The organism is Variovorax sp. Root434 (genome assembly GCF_001426595.1).
Classification (GTDB): domain Bacteria; phylum Pseudomonadota; class Gammaproteobacteria; order Burkholderiales; family Burkholderiaceae_C; genus Variovorax.
The window spans coordinates 1-17,797 of sequence record NZ_LMEK01000014.1; the positions used below are offsets into that span (position 1 = coordinate 1).

Sequence of the window (17,797 nt, forward strand, 5' to 3'; positions counted from 1 at the left end):
CGGTGCCCTCGGCATCGATGCTCTCGTCGGCGTGGAACTTGGTGGTGATGGCGGGGAAGATGCCTTGCCAGCGGGGATTGGTCACGGATGGTGCTCCTGATGGTGTGCGGTGGAAATCAGGCGCACTTTAAATATATTAAGGATATATCGTCAAGATTTTTCTATTCCCCCGAGGAAGCGCTCGGCTTCGCTTCGCATGCCCCGCGAAATGGCTTCCCAGGTCTGCGCGGGAAAGTCGCCCGGCAGCAGGGCTTCGACTTCGCCCAATGCCTGGTCGAGCGACGCCACCATCTCCAGCATGGCGTTCCACACGTCGATGCCACCGTTCTTCATTGCCAGCTGGTGCCAATGGCGCGCCTGGATGGTGTGAAAGACGTAGTGCTTGCTCTTGGAGCGAACCGCCATGGCCAGGCCCGCCTGGCGCGGCTGGAAATGGTTGGGCCCGTTGCCGAAATAGGGCCACATCGAAATGATGTCGTAGAGCGGCGTCATGTCGTAGACATCGCCCTGATACAGGCGGACCGAAAAGTTCTTGGCGTGGCCGTCCGTCCCGGCGAGAAGAAAGAAGGCCAGTTGGGTCAGCAGGAACCGGGTGCTGTCGTCGGCGCTGCGGCTTCCCTGCAGGAGCTGCAGGCACCTGGGCATGCCGGGGCCTCCATGCTGCTCGTACTTTTCGTTCGACGGCAGTCCCATGGCCTGGCAAAAATCTTCTTGCGGCAGGCGCGCGATCCATGTGCCACCGTCCATCCACTCGCGATCGAAGCGCTCCACCACCAGGACCGTCTGGCCACCGAAAGTCGCCATGGATGTGGGCGCCACAAGCAAGCCAAGCGCCTCGACGATCTGCGCGCAAACCCATTCGTTCTGCACCGAGTCGGATGCGTCCACGCGCCTGGAACCGCCGATGAGCCCGAGCGGCAGCTTGATGATGTGCGTGGTGGGCGTGGCGCCGTGCGGGCGGCACCACGCGCCGTTCCAGCGGGTCAGGGCGGTCTTCTCCTGGGCTCCGGCAAGGGAGATGCGGAACAGGTCTTCGTCGCGCATGCTTTCGGGGGTGGCGTCGGACGGAACGGCCCGCAGCAGCTCGGCGATTTCCTCTTCGTCGAGAGGCTCGCAGTTCATGGTCTTCCAGCCTTCGGGCGCGGCGCCTTCGGGCAGCAGCTGCACGGCGCCGACACAGTCGCGCCCAATGGCTTCGAGCAGGTCGAAGGTGCTGATGTCCTTGAGCTTGAAACGATGGCCCAGACGTGCACGGATCCCGATGTTGTCGGGCAGCAGGTTGTCGAAGTAGTTCCTGACCACCTCGCCCTGTACTTCGAGCGTGCTGTTGATGGGAATCGACAGCGACAGCGACCGCCGTCGCGGCGATTCCAGCCACCCGGGGTGATACCTGAAAGCGTGGGAGTCGCGATCGACAGACCAGGTGCCGACCAGCTCCCCGTTCATCCACGCATTCAGCGCCTGCATCACCAGGAACCTGTCTTTGGCCGGATGACGAAGCTGCGGCGCGATGTCGGCTTGACGTCCATGCCCGGGTTCAGCGCTTGGAGCAGCCGGAGCAACGCACCCGGCGCGGTCGATGGAACCTGAGCCGGCGCGTCCTCGAACGATGGCGGCGCCGGAGCGTCCGGCTCCCCGGGGGCCAGCGTCGCCAGCACGGAGCCGCCACTCACCTTCCGGGTTTCCCACCCTGGTGGGACTTTCACGGCCGTGTCCTGTGGAGACTCGTACTTCACGCGCTCCTCCATCGCGTACAGGGGGCCGCCGCTTGAAGGTGTTTCTTCCCGCAGGTAGAAGGACGCCCCCAGCACCGACAGCAGCTTCATCAACTGTTCGAAACCGACGGCACCGGGATTCGCCTCGATCTCTGCGATCCGGGCCTGGCTGACGCCGACGAGCGCCCCCGCTTGCGCCTGTGTCAGGCCGCGTTTTTTTCGCAGCGCCTTCAGGTGTGGCCGGAGCTGGTCGACGAAGCGAAGGGGGAAGTCCATCTTGCGAGCAAGATATCGGCCCTGGCTTGTTTTGTCAATATATAAGCCTTGGCGTATTTTTACGACTTACAAGCTTGGGCTTGTAATAACCCAAAACAAGGCTCAGCTTGTAATTCACGTCTAATCGATCTTCGCCCCCGAAGCCTTCACCACCGCCCCCATCGCATCCCAGTCCGCGCGCAACAGCTTCTGGAACTCCTCCGCGCTCTGGCTGCGCGGCTCCACGCCCAGGCGCTTGAAGCGTTCCTGGATCGCCGGGTCGGCCAGCACCTTGTTGGCCGCGACGTTGATGCGCTCGACTTCCGCCTTGGGCGTGCCAGCCGGCGCCAGCAAACCGATCCACGAATCGAAGGCGTAGCCCGGCAGGCCGCTCTCGGCCACCGTCGGCAGCTTCGGCAGGAAGGGGCTGCGCGACTGGCCGGTGGACGCGAGCAGCTTGATGCGCGCATCGTCCTGGAAGCCGATCACGCCGATGCTCGACGAGATCACCGCCTGCACGCGACCAGCCAGCACCTCGTTGACGGCCTCGCCGGTCGACTTGGTCGGGATGTGCGTCATCTGCAGCCCGGCCTTCGCAAGGAACGACGCCATCGCGAGGTGCGTCGCGCTGCCGTTGCCGGCCGAGGCGTAGTTGTACTTGCCGGGGTTGGCCTTGACCTCCTTGATGAAGTCGGCCGTGGTCGACACGTTCATGCCGCTCGCCACCGCCAGCACATAGCCCGCGTTGCCGACGTTGGCCACACCGACGAAATCCTTCAGCGGGTCGTAGCTCAGCTTGTTGTAGAGGAAACCCGCGATGTTGTGGCTCGCCGCCGCGAGGACCAGCGTACTGCCGTCGGCCGGCGCGCGCGCCACCAGGGCCGCGCCCACGGTGCCGCCCGCGCCCGCGCGGTTCTCGACGATGGCGCTGGTGCCGAGCGCCGCGCCCAGCTCGTTGTTGAAGGCGCGCGCCACCGTGTCCTGCACCGCGCCGGTGGCGAAGGGCACGACGATGTGGATCACGCGCTGCTGTGCATAGGCCGGTGCGATGGCACCAAGCACCGCCGCGGCAGCAAGCGCGGTCAATGAACGTCGGGTGAGCGGGGTGGAGGTCATCTGTGTGGCCACTTTCTTGGTCATCGTCAACAGGAGGGGAACAACTTCAAGCGCCCGGCGACAGCCAGCGCTGCACCAGCTTCACGAAGTAGCTGGCGCCGATCGGGATGATCTCGTCGTTGAAGTCGAACGAGGTGTTGTGAATGATGCAAGGGCCGGGCCCGTGGCCGTCGAGCCGGTGGTCGCCGTCGCCATTGCCCAGGAAGGCGTAGCAGCCGGGCCGCGCCAGCAGCATGTGGGCGAAGTCTTCGGCGCCCATCACGGCGGGGAAGTTGTCGGTGACCATATCGTCGCCCACCACCTCGCGCATCACCCCGGCGGCAAAGCGCGCCTCGGCCGGATGGTTCACCGTCGGCGGCGACGAGCGGTTGAAATACACCTCGGCCGTGCAACCGTGCGCCGCCGCAACGCCTGCGGCCACTTCGCGCAGGCGGGCCTCGAGCTTGTCGATGGCCTCGATGGAGAAGGTGCGGATGGTGCCACCCACCGTGGCCACGTCGGGAATCACGTTGGGCGCATCGGAGCCCTGCAGCTGCGTGACCGCCAGCAGCGCACGCTCGGTGTTCGGGATGGTGCGCGCCACGATGGTCTGCAGCTGCTGCGCGAGCGTGACCACAGCCGCCACCGGGTCGATGCCCGTGTGCGGCATCGAGGCATGCGTGCCGCGCCCGCGCACGGTGATCTTGTAGGTATTGCTCGACGCCATCAGCGCGCCTTCGTTGAGCGCGAAGCGGCCCACGTCGCCGACGGGGAAGTTGTGCAGCCCGAAGACCGCGTCGCACGGAAAGCGCTCGAACAGGCCCTCGTCGATCATCTTCTTCGCACCGGCCTTGCCCATCTCCTCGGCGGGCTGGAAGATGAAATGCACCGTGCCGTCGAAGTCGTCCGGCCCCTGCTGCGACAGGTGCCACGCGGCGGCCAGCAGCATGGTGGTGTGGCCGTCGTGGCCGCAGGCGTGCATGCGGCCGGGGTTGGTCGACTTGTGGGCGAACTCGTTGGCTTCATGCAGCGGCAGCGCGTCCATGTCGGCGCGCAGGCCGATGGTGCGACTGCCCGTGCCCTTGCGAAGCACGCCGACGAGGCCGGTGCCGGCAATGCCGCGGTGCACCTCGATGCCCCATCCGGTCAGAAGGTTCGCAACCTTCTCGGAAGTGCGGTGCTCCTCGAAACCGAGTTCGGGATGGGCGTGGATGTCGCGTCGGATCTCGACGAAGCGCGCGGCATTGGCAAGAAAGGAATCTGCGATGTTCATGACGGAAAGGGGCTGTCGTGGGAGGCGGAGGATTCTGGCGCAAGGCGGCGTTTGCCGCCATGCCGCTTTGTCAGAGCCCCGCCAGCACCTCGTCTAGCGTCGCGACCAGCAGATCGGCATTGGCCTCGGAGAACACCAGCGGCGGGCGGATCTTCAGCGTGTTGGCGTGTTCTCCGGTGGCGCTCAGCAGCACCTGACGCTCGCGCAGGCCGTTGACGACGCGCACGGTCTCCGCGGTCGCGGGAGTGCGCGTGCGGCGGTCCGTCACGAGCTCCACGCCCACGAACAGCCCCGCGCCGCGCACGTCGCCGATCAGCGCATGGCGCTCGGCCAGCCTGGTCAGCCCGGCGCGCAGATGGCGGCCGACGCGCTGCGCATTGGCCATCAGGCCTTCGCGCTCGATCACGTCGAGCACCGCCATGCCGGCCGCCATCGACACCGGGTTGCCGCCGAAGGTGTTGAAGTAGCGGCACTCGCGGCCGAACGCGGCCAGCACCTCCGGCTGCACCGCCAGCCCAGCCAGCGGATGGCCGTTGCCCAGCGGCTTGCCCATGGTCACGATGTCGGGCACCAGGCCTTCGTGGCGCATGAAGCCCCAGAAGGCATCGCCGGTGCGGCCCAGGCCGGGCTGCACTTCGTCGGCGATGAAGATCCCGCCGGCCTCGCGGATCGCGGCGACCGCTTCGTTCAGGAAGCCCGCCGGGTCGGTGAAGATGCCGTCGCTCGAGAACACGGTGTCGACCATCAGCGCGGCCGGCCGCATGCCATGCGCCTGCAGGTCGGCGATGGCGGCGCGCACCCTGGCGGCGAAAGCCTTGCCCTGGTCTTCGGGCGGCACACGGTAGCTGTCGGGCGGCAGCACGGTGCGCACCGTCTTGCCGAGCTGCACGAAGCGCCCGAGCGAGGGCGATGCCTGCGCAATCGACTCCGTCACGCCGTGGTACGCGAAGCGCGTGACGATCAGCCCTTCGGCCTTCGTGTGCGCCTTGGCGATGCGCATCGCAAGGTCGTTGGCCTCGCTGCCGGTGCAGGTGAACATCGCATGGCCGAGCGCGGGCGGCATGGTGGCCAGCAGGCGCTCGGCGTAGTCGAGCACGCCTTCGTGAAGGTAGCGCGTGTGGGTGTTGAGCACGCCGGCCTGCCGTGCAATCGCCTCCACCACGTGCGGATGGCAATGGCCCACCGACGCGACGTTGTTGTACGCATCGAGGTAGCGCTTGCCGTCGGCATCTTCGAGCCACACGCCATCGCCGCGCACCGGATGCAACGGCGCTTCGTAGAACAGGCGGTAGGCCGGGCCGAGCAGGCGCGCGCGGCGTTCCAGGAGCGATTCTTCAGGCATGTCCTTGGCTCTCGTTCATGCCACAGGCACGCCGAAACGCGCGGCTGGCGGCGTCATTGCCGATGCGGTCGCAGGCCTGCAGGCGGGCCCACGACAGCGGGTTGTTGCGCAGCAGGTAGGCCTCGTTGTCGGGATGGCGCGCGGCGCGCCAGCCGCTGATCGCGACCACCATCACGAGCCGCGCGGTGATGAGCGTGAACAGCACGTCGACTTCCTCGCGCGTCAACGGCAGCACGGCGTGGTAAGCGGCGATGAAGGGCACGATGCCGGCCAGCGCATCGCCCGCCGGATCGAGCTGGTAGGCCGCAGCCACCGCGAGGTCGTCGATCAGCGGTGCGCGCACCATGTCGCCGAAGTCGAGGATGCCGGCAATGCGGTCGGTGTCACCGGGGTCGACCAGCACGTTGTAGATGTTGAAATCGTTGTGGATAGGCTGCGTGCGCAGGCCCCCCAGCACCGGCTTTGCATCGCGCTCGAAGCGGACGAACGAGCGTTCGGCCAGCGCGCGCCGCGCCGGGTCGGCGATGTGCGCGAGCAGGCCGCGCACGCTGTCGGCGCGCTGGATGTCCCAGGGCAGGGCGAGCGCACCGGCCGGATGGTCGAAGCCGCGCAGCGCGAGGTCGAGCCGGGCCAGCGTGCACGCGAGGTTCAGTTGCTGCGCGGAAGTGCGCGGCGCTTCGGGCAGGGGCAAGCCTGGCAGGTAGCTGAAGAGCCGTGCCACACGCGGCAGGCCGTCGCCCGGATCGCAGAGCAACGAAGGCTGGCCGTCGCATGTGGGCACGATGCGCTGCACGGGCAGCTCCGGATCGGCTCTTGCAATGTGCAGCAGCGCCTGCGTCTGGAAGTCCGCCACCAGCGGCGTTTCCGACGGGTGCGAGATCTTCAGCATGAAGCGCTCGCCGCTCCGCGCCGATTCAAGGCGGTAATTGCGGTCACGCTCGCCGGTCAGCGGCCGCATCTCCCCTTCGATGCCGTAGTGGCGCAGCGCGAACGCGCGCACCCAGTCGGGGTCGAGCTCGGGCGAGCCTTCGCTCAGGACTTCCGCGTCGTCGAACCCGACCGTTGCCGTCATGCGGCGCTCGCGAAGCCGCGCAATGCGCTGGCGAGATTCGGGCCCAGGTCGTCCGACAGGTAGCCGCCTTCCTGCACCAGCACCGTGGGCAGGCCGAGGCGCGCGATCTCGGCGAGCAGTTGCGCGAAGCCGGACGTCGTGATCTTCATGCCCTTGTAGGGATCGCGCTCGTGCGTGTCGAGGCCCAGCGCCACCACCAGCGCGCCGGGCGCGAAGGCGCGGATGCTCTCGCAGGCATCGCGCAGCGCGGGCAGGTAGCCGTCGATGTCGGTGCCCAGTGCAAGCGGCTTGTTGATGTTGTAGCCCAGGCCCGCGCCCTCGCCGCGCTCGTGCGCGTAGCCGGTGAAGAAGGGCGTGAAGTTGCGCGGGTCGCCGTGCAGCGAGATCGTCAGCACGTCGGCGCGGCGATAGAAGATGCCCTGCGTGCCGTTGCCGTGGTGCACGTCGATGTCGAGGATCGCCACGCGGTCGTGCGCCGCACGCAAGTGCTGCGCCGCGATGGCCGTGTTGTTCAGGTAGCAGAAGCCGTTGGCCCGGTCGGCATAGGCGTGGTGGCCCGGCGGACGGCACAGCGCATAGGCCGCGCGCTCGCCTTGCAGCACGAGCTGCGCTGCATGGGTGGCCACGTGGGCCGAGCCCACGGCTGCGGCCCAGGTGTGCGGGCCGATGGAACACGCGTTGTCGCCCATGTGGAAGCCGGCCTGCCCGACCACGCTCTCCGGATACGTGCAGGGCTCGCCCGGAAAGGGATGGATGTTGGGCATGACCTCGTCGGACGGATCGTCCAGCAGCCGCCAGCGCGCGTAGGCCGTCTCCAGGAATCGCAGGTACTCCGGCGTGTGGATCGCGGCACGCGGGCCGGCACCGAAGTCTTCGCCCGCGACAACCTCATGACCATCGTGCTCGACCGCCGACAGCAGGCGGAAGGCCCGCTCGGGCTGCTCGTTGCTGCGCTTCAAGCGGCCGCGCACCATGAAGAGCTGCGGGTCGTGATCCTTGTGGGCGTCGCTGTAGACGATCTTCATCTCGCGGGTCCTTGCGTGGAAGTGGTGGGGGGGACCTCGCCGTGCTGCTTCACGAACAACGCGCGCACCTGCTGCCAGGCGTCGTCGAGATGCTCGCGCATGGCCAGGCGCGACGCCTCGACGTCGCGGCTCATCAGCGCATCGACGATGGGGTAGTGCGTGTTGGCCATGGTCTCGGGGTCGTGATAGACCGCGTCGATCAGCGCGATGATCATCTGCATCTCGGTCTGGGTGTTCGAGAAGATGCGGTGCAGGTGCGCGTTGCCCGAGAGCTCGCTGATCAGCGTGTGGAAGGCCAGGTCGGTCGCGATGCGCACGTGCTGCGGCTGCGTGGGCGCCTCGCGCACCATGTCGTCCACCAGCGTGCGCAGGCGCTGCAGGCCTGCGTCGTCGGCCTTGCGGCAGGCCAGCTCGACCGAGGTCATCTCCAGGCTCAGGCGCACTTCGAACAGGTCGTCGATTTCCTGGACGCTGATGGTGCGCACCGCGAAGCCATGGCGCGGGCGCGCCACCAGCACGCCCTGGCGCTCGAGCCGGCGCGCGGCCTCGCGCACGGGGGCGCGGCTCACGCCCATGCGGCGCGCGATCTCGGCCTCGACGATGCGGCTGCCGGGCGCGAGTCGCCCTTCGACGATGGCGCGCGTCAGCTGCGCTTCGACCAGTCCGACCAGGTCAGGCGCCTCGACGGACTCGAAGCCGGTGCTGTCGGCGGTGGAAGAAGAAAAAGCCATGGTGTTTGTCTCGTCATGTGAGGGGTAGCGGGGCCTTATTCTTGATCGGCCGCCGTGCCAGGTAGACCCCCGCGGCCACGATCAGCGCAATGCCCGCCATCGCCAGCCCATCGGGCGGCCTGTGGAACCAGAAAGTGCTGAAGACCACCGCGAGCAGCAGCTGGAAGTAGTTGAGCGGTGCCAGCGTCGCGGCCTCGACGCGCTCGAAGGCGGCCAGCAGCAGCCACTGCGCCAGCCCGCTGCAGGCACCGCCCGCGAGCAGCAACAGCACCGCACCGGCAGCGGGCCGCTCGGCCGGCAGGAAGAAGGGCGCGGGCAGGGCGGTGACGACCAGGCACACCAGCGCCGTGTACGCGTACTGCACCGGGCTCGCGACCAACCCCGCAAGGCGGCGTGTGAGCAATTGGAAGATCGCATAGCAGACGGCCGACACCGCCATCAGCACCGTGCCCACCCATGGCAGGTTGCCGCCGGGCCGCACGATCAGCAGCATGCCCGCGAAGCCCACGCTCACCGCCACCCAGCGGCTGCGCTGCACCTGTTCGCCGACCAGCCAGGGCGACAGCGCCACCATGAGCAGCGGCGCGGTGAAGTAGATGGCGGTGGCCTCGGCCAGCGGCATCCAGATCAGGGCCGTCATGAAGCAGGTGGCCACGGTCGCGAGCATCACGCCGCGCAACAGCAGCAGCTTCTTCTGCGGCGCGCGCCAGATGCGTAAGTCGCCGTGGCGCAGCAGCATTGCGAAGGCAATGCAGATCACCGACAGGTAGCGCATCAGGTTGACGAACGGCGCCGGGTAGAACTGCAGCATGTGCTTGCAGAAGGCGTCGTAGCTCGCGAACGCCACCAGCGCACAGAAGAACAGCGCAACGCCGGTGCTCCTGGAGCCCGGCGGGCGCAGCAGCACTGCGGCGCTCGCGGCGGTGTTCACGCCAGCGAAGCCTCGAAGCGGACCATCGCGCGATCGAAGCGCTCGAACATCTCGTCGATCTGCGCGGGCGTGATGATCAGCGGCGGGCAGAAGGCGACGGCATCGCCCATGGCGCGCACGATCAGGCCCTCCTGCAGCGCGAGTTCGGCCAGCCGTGCGCCGGCCTTCATCGCCGCATCGAAGGGCATGCGCTTCGCCGGATCGGCCGCAAGTTCGAGCGCGCCGATCAGCCCCACGCCGCGCACCTCGCCCACATGCGGATGGCCGGCGTAGCGGCGCAGGCCGGCCTGGAACTGCGGCGCCACCGCCTGCACATGCGCGAGCACCTGCTCGTCCTCGTAGATGCGCAGCGTCTCGAGCGCGACCGCGGCAGTCACCGGATGGCCCGAGTAGGTGAAGCCGTGGCCGAAGGTGCCGATCTTTCCGCTGTTGGCGGCCACGGCCGCATGCACCTGCTCGGACACCATGACGGCCGAGATCGGCACATAGCCCGACGACAGGGCCTTGGCCGCGGTGAGGATGTCGGGCCGCAGGCCGAAGGTGGTGGAGCCGAACATCTCGCCGGTGCGGCAGAAGCCGCAGATCACCTCGTCGGCGATCAACAGCACCTCGTACTTGCGCAGCACCGCCTGCACCTTTTCGAAATAGGTGGCCGGTGGCACCAGCACGCCGCCCGCGCCCATCACCGGTTCCGCGATGAAGGCACCCACGGTCTCGGGCCCTTCGGCAAGGATGCGCTGCTCGAGCGCGTCGGCCAGCCGCGTGGCGAAGGCCTCTTCGGTTTCGCCGGGCTCGGCGTAGCGGTAGTAGTGCGGACAATCGACGTGCAGCACGCGGTCGATCGGCAGGTCGAAATCGCGGTGGTTGGGCACCAGCCCGCTCAGGCTGGCCGCCGCCACGGTGACGCCGTGGTACGCATTGCGGCGCGCGATGATCTTCTTCTTGCCGGGCTTGCCGATGGCGTTGTGGTAGTACCAGACCAGCTTGACGGCGGTGTCGTTGGCCTCCGAACCCGAGTTGGCAAAGAACACCTTGGACATCGGCACCGGCGCCATCGACAGCAGCTTCTCGGCCAGCGCAATGGCCGCCGCATTCGAGCGGTGGTTGAAGGTGTGATAGCAGGGCAGCGTGTGCAGCGCGTCGCTGCCGGCCTTGGCAAGGCGCGCGTTGCTGAAGCCCAGCGAGACGCACCACAGGCCCGACATGGCCTCCAGATAGCGGCGGCCCTGGTCGTCCTCCACGTAGATGCCTTCGCCGCGCTCCATCACGAGCGGGTCGACCTGCGGATGCGCCGCGAGGTTGGTGAAGGGATGCAGGTGGGCCGCGATGTCGTTTGCGGCGCGCTCTGCGTGCGCCGATTGCAGGGCGGCGGTAGAGATGGATGCGTTCATGTGGCCTGCTCCGTTGTCTTGAAATGCGAGGGCGGCTCAATAGCCCCGGTCGAGGTCGACGGCCGTTCCCGGCCGCTCGCCGCGCCGTACGAGCGCGAGGTTGTGCAGTGTCTGCTGCGCGATCACCGACGTGTCGGTGCGGGTGGCGATGTGCGGCGTGACCAGGATGCGCGGGTCGCCCCAGAAAGGGTGGTCGGCCGGCAGCGGCTCCTGCGTGAAGGCATCGAGCGTGGCGGCGGACAACTGGCCGTTGTCGAGCGCGCGCAGCAGGTCGGCCTCGACAAGGTGTGCACCGCGTCCGACGTTGACCAGGTGCGCGCCGCGCGGCAGCCGCGCGAACAGGTCTGCGCTCAGAAAGCCCTGCGTCTGCGGCGTGAGCGGCAGCAGGCACACCAGCGTGTCGCAGCCCGAGAGGAATTCATCGAGCTGCGCATCGCCATGGAAGCCCGCGACACCCGCCGGTAGGTCGGCCTTCGCGCTGCGGCTCCAGCCGCGCACCGCATAGCCGATGGCGGCCAATGCCTCGGCACAGGCCAGCCCCAGGGTGCCAAGCCCCGCGATGCCGACGCGGTGGCGCCCCGGCGGGCTCATCGGCTGCTCCTGCCATGCCCCCATGGCCGCGCTCGCAAGGTACGCAGGCATCAGTCGCTGATGCTGGATCACGGCCCAGCACACGTAGGCCTTCATGCCCGTGGCCATCTCCGGATCGACGATGCGGCACAGCGGCAGCGCGCGCGGCAGTTGCGGATCGGCCGTGATGTGGTCGACACCCGCGGCCAGCGACTGCACCAGCTGCAGCTGCGGCAAGCTCGCCAGCAGGCCGTGCGGCGGATACCAGCACACGGCCGCATCGATCTGTTCGAGCGGGCCGAGGTCCGCGCCCAGCCGCAGGTCGATATCGGGGCAGTGCGCGCGGAAGGCGGGCTCAAGGTAGTGCATGTCGAGCACATCGCTCAGCAGCGCAACGCAAGGCATCAGGCCACCTTCGCAGACACGTCGGCCTGCCCCGCGAGGCGCGGCACCGCGTCGATCAGCTTGCGCGTGTAGGCGTGCTGCGGATCGTTGAGCACCTTCTGCGTCTCGCCGTATTCCACCACCTCGCCGCGCTGCATCACCGCAATGCGGTCGCACATCTGGCCGGCCACGCGCAGGTCGTGCGTGATGAAGACCATCGCGAGCTGGAACTGCGCGCGCACCTGCGCGAAGAGCTCCAGCACCTGTGCCTGCACCGACACGTCGAGCGCCGACACCGGCTCGTCGGCCACCAGCAGCTCGGGCTGCATCGCGAGCGCGCGGGCGATGCCGATGCGCTGGCGCTGCCCGCCCGAGAACTCGTGCGGATAGCGCTGCGCCGCATCGGCGCCCAGGCCCACGAGCTGCAGCAGCTCCATGGCACGCGCCATCGCCTCGGCCTTGCCCACGCCCTGTGCGATCGGCCCGCCCGCGATGGCCGCGCCGACACGGTGGCGCGGGTTGAGCGAGGCGTACGGGTCCTGGAACACCATCTGGATCTTGCCGGCCGCCGCACGCCGGAAGCTCTTGCCCTGCGCGAGGTTGCGGCCCTTGAAAAGAATGCGCCCACTGTCGAAGGGCGCGAGCCCCACGAGGCAGCGCCCCACGCTCGACTTGCCCGAGCCCGACTCGCCCACGAGCCCCAGCGTCTCGCCGCGGTGCAGCTCGAAGCTGATGTCCTTCGCCGCCTGCACCGCGCGGCCGCGCTTGAACAGGCTGCCGCTCGAACGGTAGGTCTTGCACAGGTCCTGCACCTGCAGCACGCGCGTCAGGTCGTCGTGCGGCACGGTCTGCGCCTGGCCGTCTGGAATGGCGGCGATGAGCTTGCGCGTGTAGGGATGCTGCGGCGCACCGAGCACCTGCGCGGCCGTTCCGCTCTCGACCACGTGGCCGGTCTGCATGACCACCACGTGGTCGGCAATTTCGGAGACCACGCCGAAGTCGTGCGTGATGAAGAGCACGGCCGTGCCGCGGCGCTGCTGCAGCTCGCGCACCAGCGCGAGGATCTGCGCCTGGGTGGTGACGTCGAGCGCGGTGGTGGGCTCGTCGGCGATCAGCAGCACTGGCTCCAGCACCAGCGCACAGGCGATCATCACGCGCTGGCGCTGACCGCCCGAGAGGCGGAAGGGATAGGCGTCGATCAGCAGCTCGGGGTCGGGCAGGCCCACGTCGGCCAGCGCCGCGAGGATGCGGCGACGCTTCTCTGCAGCAGGGACGTTGCCGTGCGCGTCGAACACTTCGCCGATCTGCTCGCCGATGCGCATCACCGGGTTCAGCGCGGTCATCGGCTCCTGGAACACCATGCCGATGCGCCTCCCGCGCAGTTCGCGCATCTGCGGCTCGGTGAGCTGCAGCAGGTCATGGCCGTCGAACAGGATGCGCCCCGCGACCGGCGCCACGTGCGGGCGCGGCAACAGGCCCATGACCGCGTTGGCGATCATCGACTTGCCCGAACCCGACTCCCCGACCACGCACAGCGTCTGGCCCGGCATTACCGAGAGCGTGGCGCCCTCGACGGCCAGCGCGCGGTCGGCGCCCGTGGGCAGCGAGATGCTCAGGTCGACGATCTCGAGCACGGGATGCAGGGGTTTCATTGGCGTGACGGTGGCGTTCATTTCACTTGCCCTTTCCGTGCAGCCGTGTATTGAGCCCGTCGCTCAGGCCTTCGCCCACGAGGTTGAGCGCGAGCACGGTCAGCACGATGGCCAGCCCCGGGAACAGCGCCATCCACCAGGCCTGGCGCAGCACGGTGCGCGCGGCGCCGACCATGTAGCCCCAGCTCATCTGGTTCGGGTCGCCCAGGCCGAGAAAGCTCAGGCTGCTTTCGAGCAGGATGGCCGTGGCCACCATCAGCGAGGCCATCACGATGATGGGCGACATGGCGTTGGGCAATATCTGCGTGAGGATGATGCGCGGCGTCGACTGCCCCGCGAGCAGCGCGGCCTGAACGAAGTCGCGCTGGCGCAGCGTGAGGAACTCGCTGCGCACGAGGCGCGCCACCGGCGGCCACGAGACGATGGCGATGGCCACGACGATGGACTTGATCGAAGGCTCGAAGATCGCCACCAGCACGATAGCCAGCGCGAAGCTCGGCACGGCCTGGAACAGTTCGGTGAAACGCATCAGCGCTGCATCGATCCAGCCGCCGAAGTAGCCGGCCACCGCGCCGAGGCCGACGCCGATCAGCAGCGCCACGAAGGTGGACACCACGCCTATCAGCAAGGAGATGCGCGCGCCGTAGACGAGGCCCGAGAGGATGTCGCGGCCCAGCGTGTCGGTGCCCAGCAAGAAGCCGGGTTCGGTCCACGGCCGCACGAAGGGCTGCTCGACCATGGCCCACGGATCGTTGGTGGCGAGCCACGGGCCGAGCAGCGCGACGGCTGCCACGAGCAGCAGCACGACCATGCCCGCCACGGCGCCCTTGTTGCGGCAAAAGCGCCGCCAGAAATCGCTTTGCATCATGTCAACTCGATCCGCGGATCGACCAGCGTGTACACGAGGTCGGTGATGAGGTTGAAGAGCACGGCCATCGCGGCCGTCACCAGGAAGGCGCCGAGCAGCAGGCTGTAGTCGCGCTGCAGCAGCGCGTCGAACATCAGGCGGCCGATGCCGGGCCAGGCGAAGACGGTCTCGGTCAGCACCGCGCCGCCGATCATGCCGCCGGCCTGAATGCCCGCGAGCGTGACCACCGGCAGCAGCGCGTTGCGCAGCACGTGCGCGCGCAGGATGCGGCCGGGCCGCACCCCCTTGGCGCGCGCGGTCTTCACGAAGTCCATCTGCGCCACCTCGAGCATCGCGGCACGCGTCATGCGCGCATAGACGGCCATGTAGAACAGCGCGAGCGTGAGCGCGGGCAGCACCAGGTGCTTCGCCACGTCGAGCACCAGCGCGAAGCCGGTGTGGCCCGAGCCCACGGTCATGAGGCCGAAGCCCGGCAGCCATTCGAGCTGCACCGTGAACACGAGCACCGCCATCAGCGCGAGCCAGTACAGCGGCGTGGCGTAGAAGAGCAGCGCCACCACCGTGATGGCGCTGTCGACCCATGTGCCCGCACGCCGCGCCGACAGCGCACCGAGCGTGATGCCGAACAGCAGCGAGAGCGCGAAGGCACTGCCGGTGAGCAGCAGCGTGGCGGGCAGCCGGTCCAAGATGAGCTTGAGCACCGGCTGCTGCTGGCGGTACGAGTAGCCGAGGTCGAGCCGCACCACCTTGCCGACGTAGGTGGCTAGCTGCGTCGACAGCGGCTGGTCGAGCCCGAACTGCGCGCGCAGCTGCGCCACGAACTGCGGATCGGACGCGCCGGCCTCGCCCGCCAGCACCGACACCGGATCGCCCGGCGCGGCGCGCACCAGCATGAAGTTGACCGTGGCGATCAGCAGGATCGCCACCAACCCCTGCAGCACGCGGGTCAACATGAACTGCGTACGTTTCATTCGCTGCTCCGCGCGGTCAGCCGATGCTTGCGGTGCCGAGGCTGTCGTTCAGCCCGATGCCCGAGCTGATGATGTTGTTGAGCTTGGTGCGGTAGAGCGTCGGGAAGTTGAGCTCCAGCAGCCAGGCCACGGGCACTTCGTCGAGCAGGATCTTCTGCGCCTGCAGGTAGGTGGCCTTGCGCTTCTCGGGATCGGTCTCGCGCGCGCCGGCATCGAACAGCTCGTCGATCTTCGGGTTCGAGTAGCCCTCGACGTTGTTGAACGGCGAGCCCTTGGCGATGTTGGCGGTGGTGTAGTTGCGCGCCACGCCCAGCGCCGGGTCGCCGTACTGGTAGACGTAGGTGAAGGCGAGGTCGTAGTCCCAGTCATTGAGGCGCTGGTTCCAGCCGGCCACGTCGGTGGCGGTCATCTCGACCTTGATGCCGGCCTGGGCCAGGTTCTGCTTCAGGATCTCGGCTTGGCGCGACCAGGTCTCGCCATAGGGCAGCGGCAGCAGCCGCAGGGTCTCGCCCTTGTAGCCCGATTCGGCCAGCAGCTTCTTGGCTGTCTCGACGTTGCGCGGGTACTTGGCGACGTCGGTGCTGTGGAACTTGATGTTGCTGTTGAACGGTCCCGTCGCCGGCTTGGCAAAGCCCTGCCACGCGATCTTGGCCATGGCCTCGCGGTCGATGGCGAACATCACGGCCTGGCGGAACTTGACGTTGTCCATCGGCGCCTTGCGGTTGTTCAGCCACAGCCACGAATGCGGCGCGAAGAACTCCCAGCCCTTGGTGGTGACGGCAACGCCCGGCAGCTTGGACAGCCGCTGCACGTCGAAGTACTCGACCGCGCCGCCGGGCACCAGGTCGACCTTGCCCGACTCGAAGGCCGCCGCGCGCGAAGCCGCGTCGGGAATGACGTGGAAGTAGACGCTATCGACCAGCGGCACGTCCTTGACGTGGTACTTGTCGTTGGCCACGAGCTGGATGTACGAGCCCTTGACCCACTCCTTGAACTTGAACGGCCCGGTGCCGATGGGCGTGGCGTTGGCGGGGTTGGTCGCGAAGTCGGTGCCTTCGTAGATGTGCTTCGGAATCATCGGCATGCTGCCGACCTCGAAGATGCCGATGAAGGGCCCGAAGGGGTACTTGAGCTTGAACTCGACCGTGAGCGGATCGACCGCGCGGATGCTTTCCACCGCGGCCAGGTTGGCGCGCAGGCGTGCGTGCGTCTTGCGCAGGAACACGTCGGCGGAGAACACCACGTCGGCCGAGGTGAAGGGCTTGCCGTCGTGCCAGGTGACGCCGGGCTTGAGCTTGAAGGTGTAGAGCGTGCCTTCCTTATTGACGGTCCACGCAGTGGCCAGCGAAGGCAGCGGCGTGATCTTCTCGTCGTAGCGCAGCAGGCCTTCGTAGATGTTGCCGGAGATCATCTGCGTCGGGCCGTTCTGCGTGATCCCCAGCATCAGCCCCGGCGGTTCGGGCTGGACGACGGCGTTGATCGTGCCGCCCTTCCTGCCCGCGGCCAGAAGGTGCAGGGGAACGCCGGCCAGCGTCAGGCCGGCGGTGGCGGCGGCACCCATCTGGATGAGATTGCGACGTTTCATGGGGCGAACTCCTTCTGGCTCTTGCGAGGTGGTGGACAGGGTCAGGGAACGGGAGGGGAAAGCGGGGCGATCAGTCGCGGAACGAGGTGGCCGGCGCGGGCTCGATGCGCTGCAGCAGCGCGCGCCATTCGCGCGCGTTCGGGTCGGCCTGGCCGGGCAGGTGGCTGCCGCCGCCAGCTTCGTATTGCTGCGCGGTCTTCTCGCAGACCTCGGCCGGCACCGGGTAGACCGGCTGGCCGCTCGACTCGATGGCCACCTGCACGCGGCAGGCGCGCTCCAGGTTCAGCATCAGGATGAAGGCCTCCGACACCGTGCGGCCCAGCGTCACCAGGCCGTGGTTGCGCAGGATGAGCGCGCGCGCCGTCGGGCCGAGGTCGGCCACGAGGCGCTCGCGCTCCTCGGGGTCGAGCGCGATGCCCTCGAAGTCGTGATAGACCACGCGCTGGTAGAACTGCAACGCCCACTGGTTGCAGGGCTGCAGCCCGCCGGCCAGCGACGACACCGCCACGCCGGCCACCGTGTGCGTGTGCAGCACACAGGCCGCGTCGTGGCGCGCCGCGTGCACCGCACTGTGGATGGTGAAGCCGGCCGGGTTCACGTCGTAGGGCGAGTCGTCGAGGATGCGGCCCGCAAGGTCGATCTTGACCAGCGACGAGGCCGTGATGTCGCGAAACAGCATGCCGAAGGGGTTGATCAGGAACTGGTCTTCGGTTCCCGGCACACGCGCGGAGATGTGCGTGTAGATGCTGTCGTCCATGCCGTAGTGCGCCACCAGCCGGTAGGCCGCGGCCAGGTCCTGTCGGACCTGGCGCTCGGCGTCGGAGACCGGCGGGGCCTTGCGGTCCACTGCGTGCAGTTGCATATCGCGTTCCTTTTCACCGGCCTGGCTGCCAGGCCAAGCCCTTGTTTGGGTTAATCGGGTTGACTGCAATCTGTC

16 protein-coding genes are annotated in these 17,797 nt (G+C 68.0%); all 16 read right to left on the bottom strand.

The features are described 5' to 3' along the window. Nucleotides 1-150 precede the first annotated feature (150 nt). A complete protein-coding gene (locus ASD05_RS16470; protein ID WP_056594668.1) occupies nucleotides 151-1,467 on the bottom strand; it encodes a type II toxin-antitoxin system HipA family toxin in 1,317 nt (438 codons plus the stop codon). Then, nucleotides 1,467-1,991 carry a helix-turn-helix domain-containing protein gene (locus ASD05_RS16475; protein ID WP_056594671.1) on the bottom strand — a complete coding sequence of 175 codons (525 nt, stop codon included), beginning with the start codon at nucleotides 1,989-1,991 and terminating at the stop codon, nucleotides 1,467-1,469. The genes ASD05_RS16470 and ASD05_RS16475 overlap by 1 nt, the downstream gene beginning before the upstream one ends. A gap of 120 nt (nucleotides 1,992-2,111) precedes the next feature. Beyond that, nucleotides 2,112-3,110, bottom strand: coding sequence for a tripartite tricarboxylate transporter substrate-binding protein (locus ASD05_RS16480; protein ID WP_056594675.1), 999 nt, complete (start codon nucleotides 3,108-3,110; stop codon nucleotides 2,112-2,114). A 22-nt stretch (nucleotides 3,111-3,132) separates the two neighbouring features. Beyond that, nucleotides 3,133-4,338: a M20 aminoacylase family protein gene (locus ASD05_RS16485; protein ID WP_056594678.1), complete on the bottom strand. Its 1,206-nt coding sequence runs from the start codon at nucleotides 4,336-4,338 to the stop codon at nucleotides 3,133-3,135. Between the two features lie 70 nt (nucleotides 4,339-4,408). Further along, complete coding sequence (locus tag ASD05_RS16490) at nucleotides 4,409-5,680, bottom strand: aspartate aminotransferase family protein (protein ID WP_056594681.1); 1,272 nt, start codon at nucleotides 5,678-5,680, stop codon at nucleotides 4,409-4,411. Continuing rightward, a complete protein-coding gene (locus ASD05_RS16495) occupies nucleotides 5,673-6,752 on the bottom strand; it encodes a phosphotransferase (RefSeq protein ID WP_056594684.1) in 1,080 nt (359 codons plus the stop codon). Before ASD05_RS16495 ends, ASD05_RS16490 begins: the two co-directional genes overlap by 8 nt. Beyond that, on the bottom strand, nucleotides 6,749-7,777 hold the full coding sequence (locus ASD05_RS16500; RefSeq protein ID WP_056594686.1) for a histone deacetylase family protein: 1,029 nt from the start codon (nucleotides 7,775-7,777) through the stop codon (nucleotides 6,749-6,751). The genes ASD05_RS16495 and ASD05_RS16500 overlap by 4 nt, the downstream gene beginning before the upstream one ends. Further along, nucleotides 7,774-8,508, bottom strand: coding sequence for a GntR family transcriptional regulator (locus ASD05_RS16505; RefSeq protein ID WP_056594689.1), 735 nt, complete (start codon nucleotides 8,506-8,508; stop codon nucleotides 7,774-7,776). The genes ASD05_RS16500 and ASD05_RS16505 overlap by 4 nt, the downstream gene beginning before the upstream one ends. A gap of 13 nt (nucleotides 8,509-8,521) precedes the next feature. Continuing rightward, complete coding sequence (locus ASD05_RS16510) at nucleotides 8,522-9,439, bottom strand: DMT family transporter (RefSeq protein WP_056517222.1); 918 nt, start codon at nucleotides 9,437-9,439, stop codon at nucleotides 8,522-8,524. Then, nucleotides 9,436-10,830 carry an aspartate aminotransferase family protein gene (locus tag ASD05_RS16515; protein WP_056594693.1) on the bottom strand — a complete coding sequence of 465 codons (1,395 nt, stop codon included), beginning with the start codon at nucleotides 10,828-10,830 and terminating at the stop codon, nucleotides 9,436-9,438. Before ASD05_RS16515 ends, ASD05_RS16510 begins: the two co-directional genes overlap by 4 nt. A 36-nt stretch (nucleotides 10,831-10,866) precedes the next feature. Next, nucleotides 10,867-11,805: a 2-hydroxyacid dehydrogenase gene (locus ASD05_RS16520; RefSeq protein ID WP_056594696.1), complete on the bottom strand. Its 939-nt coding sequence runs from the start codon at nucleotides 11,803-11,805 to the stop codon at nucleotides 10,867-10,869. Further along, nucleotides 11,805-13,457 carry an ABC transporter ATP-binding protein gene (locus ASD05_RS16525; RefSeq protein ID WP_056594699.1) on the bottom strand — a complete coding sequence of 551 codons (1,653 nt, stop codon included), beginning with the start codon at nucleotides 13,455-13,457 and terminating at the stop codon, nucleotides 11,805-11,807. Before ASD05_RS16525 ends, ASD05_RS16520 begins: the two co-directional genes overlap by 1 nt. Before the next feature lies 1 nt (nucleotide 13,458). Beyond that, nucleotides 13,459-14,304 carry an ABC transporter permease gene (locus ASD05_RS16530; protein WP_082572093.1) on the bottom strand — a complete coding sequence of 282 codons (846 nt, stop codon included), beginning with the start codon at nucleotides 14,302-14,304 and terminating at the stop codon, nucleotides 13,459-13,461. Continuing rightward, a complete protein-coding gene (locus ASD05_RS16535) occupies nucleotides 14,301-15,275 on the bottom strand; it encodes an ABC transporter permease (RefSeq protein WP_056517234.1) in 975 nt (324 codons plus the stop codon). Before ASD05_RS16535 ends, ASD05_RS16530 begins: the two co-directional genes overlap by 4 nt. 16 nt (nucleotides 15,276-15,291) lie before the next feature. Next, nucleotides 15,292-16,860: an ABC transporter substrate-binding protein gene (locus ASD05_RS16540; protein WP_056594702.1), complete on the bottom strand. Its 1,569-nt coding sequence runs from the start codon at nucleotides 16,858-16,860 to the stop codon at nucleotides 15,292-15,294. 70 nt (nucleotides 16,861-16,930) lie between these two features. Next, on the bottom strand, nucleotides 16,931-17,722 hold the full coding sequence (locus tag ASD05_RS16545; protein ID WP_056594705.1) for a class II aldolase/adducin family protein: 792 nt from the start codon (nucleotides 17,720-17,722) through the stop codon (nucleotides 16,931-16,933). Nucleotides 17,723-17,797: the final 75 nt, after the last annotated feature.

Excerpts from the sequence above, each read along its gene's own strand:
- ASD05_RS16480 (WP_056594675.1), bottom strand. The coding sequence starts at position 3,110 with ATGACCAAGAAAGTGGCCACACAGATGACCTCCACCCCGCTCACCCGA.
- ASD05_RS16505 (WP_056594689.1), bottom strand. The coding sequence starts at position 8,508 with ATGGCTTTTTCTTCTTCCACCGCCGACAGCACCGGCTTCGAGTCCGTC.
- ASD05_RS16540 (WP_056594702.1), bottom strand. The coding sequence starts at position 16,860 with ATGAAACGTCGCAATCTCATCCAGATGGGTGCCGCCGCCACCGCCGGC.
- ASD05_RS16530 (WP_082572093.1), bottom strand. The coding sequence starts at position 14,304 with ATGATGCAAAGCGATTTCTGGCGGCGCTTTTGCCGCAACAAGGGCGCC.
- ASD05_RS16525 (WP_056594699.1), bottom strand. The coding sequence starts at position 13,457 with ATGAACGCCACCGTCACGCCAATGAAACCCCTGCATCCCGTGCTCGAG.
- ASD05_RS16535 (WP_056517234.1), bottom strand. The coding sequence starts at position 15,275 with ATGAAACGTACGCAGTTCATGTTGACCCGCGTGCTGCAGGGGTTGGTG.
- ASD05_RS16520 (WP_056594696.1), bottom strand. The coding sequence starts at position 11,805 with ATGCCTTGCGTTGCGCTGCTGAGCGATGTGCTCGACATGCACTACCTT.
- ASD05_RS16490 (WP_056594681.1), bottom strand. The coding sequence starts at position 5,680 with ATGCCTGAAGAATCGCTCCTGGAACGCCGCGCGCGCCTGCTCGGCCCG.
- ASD05_RS16475 (WP_056594671.1), bottom strand. The coding sequence starts at position 1,991 with ATGGACTTCCCCCTTCGCTTCGTCGACCAGCTCCGGCCACACCTGAAG.
- ASD05_RS16485 (WP_056594678.1), bottom strand. The coding sequence starts at position 4,338 with ATGAACATCGCAGATTCCTTTCTTGCCAATGCCGCGCGCTTCGTCGAG.
- ASD05_RS16470 (WP_056594668.1), bottom strand. The coding sequence starts at position 1,467 with ATGCAGGCGCTGAATGCGTGGATGAACGGGGAGCTGGTCGGCACCTGG.
- ASD05_RS16500 (WP_056594686.1), bottom strand. The coding sequence starts at position 7,777 with ATGAAGATCGTCTACAGCGACGCCCACAAGGATCACGACCCGCAGCTC.
- ASD05_RS16495 (WP_056594684.1), bottom strand. The coding sequence starts at position 6,752 with ATGACGGCAACGGTCGGGTTCGACGACGCGGAAGTCCTGAGCGAAGGC.
- ASD05_RS16545 (WP_056594705.1), bottom strand. The coding sequence starts at position 17,722 with ATGCAACTGCACGCAGTGGACCGCAAGGCCCCGCCGGTCTCCGACGCC.
- ASD05_RS16515 (WP_056594693.1), bottom strand. The coding sequence starts at position 10,830 with ATGAACGCATCCATCTCTACCGCCGCCCTGCAATCGGCGCACGCAGAG.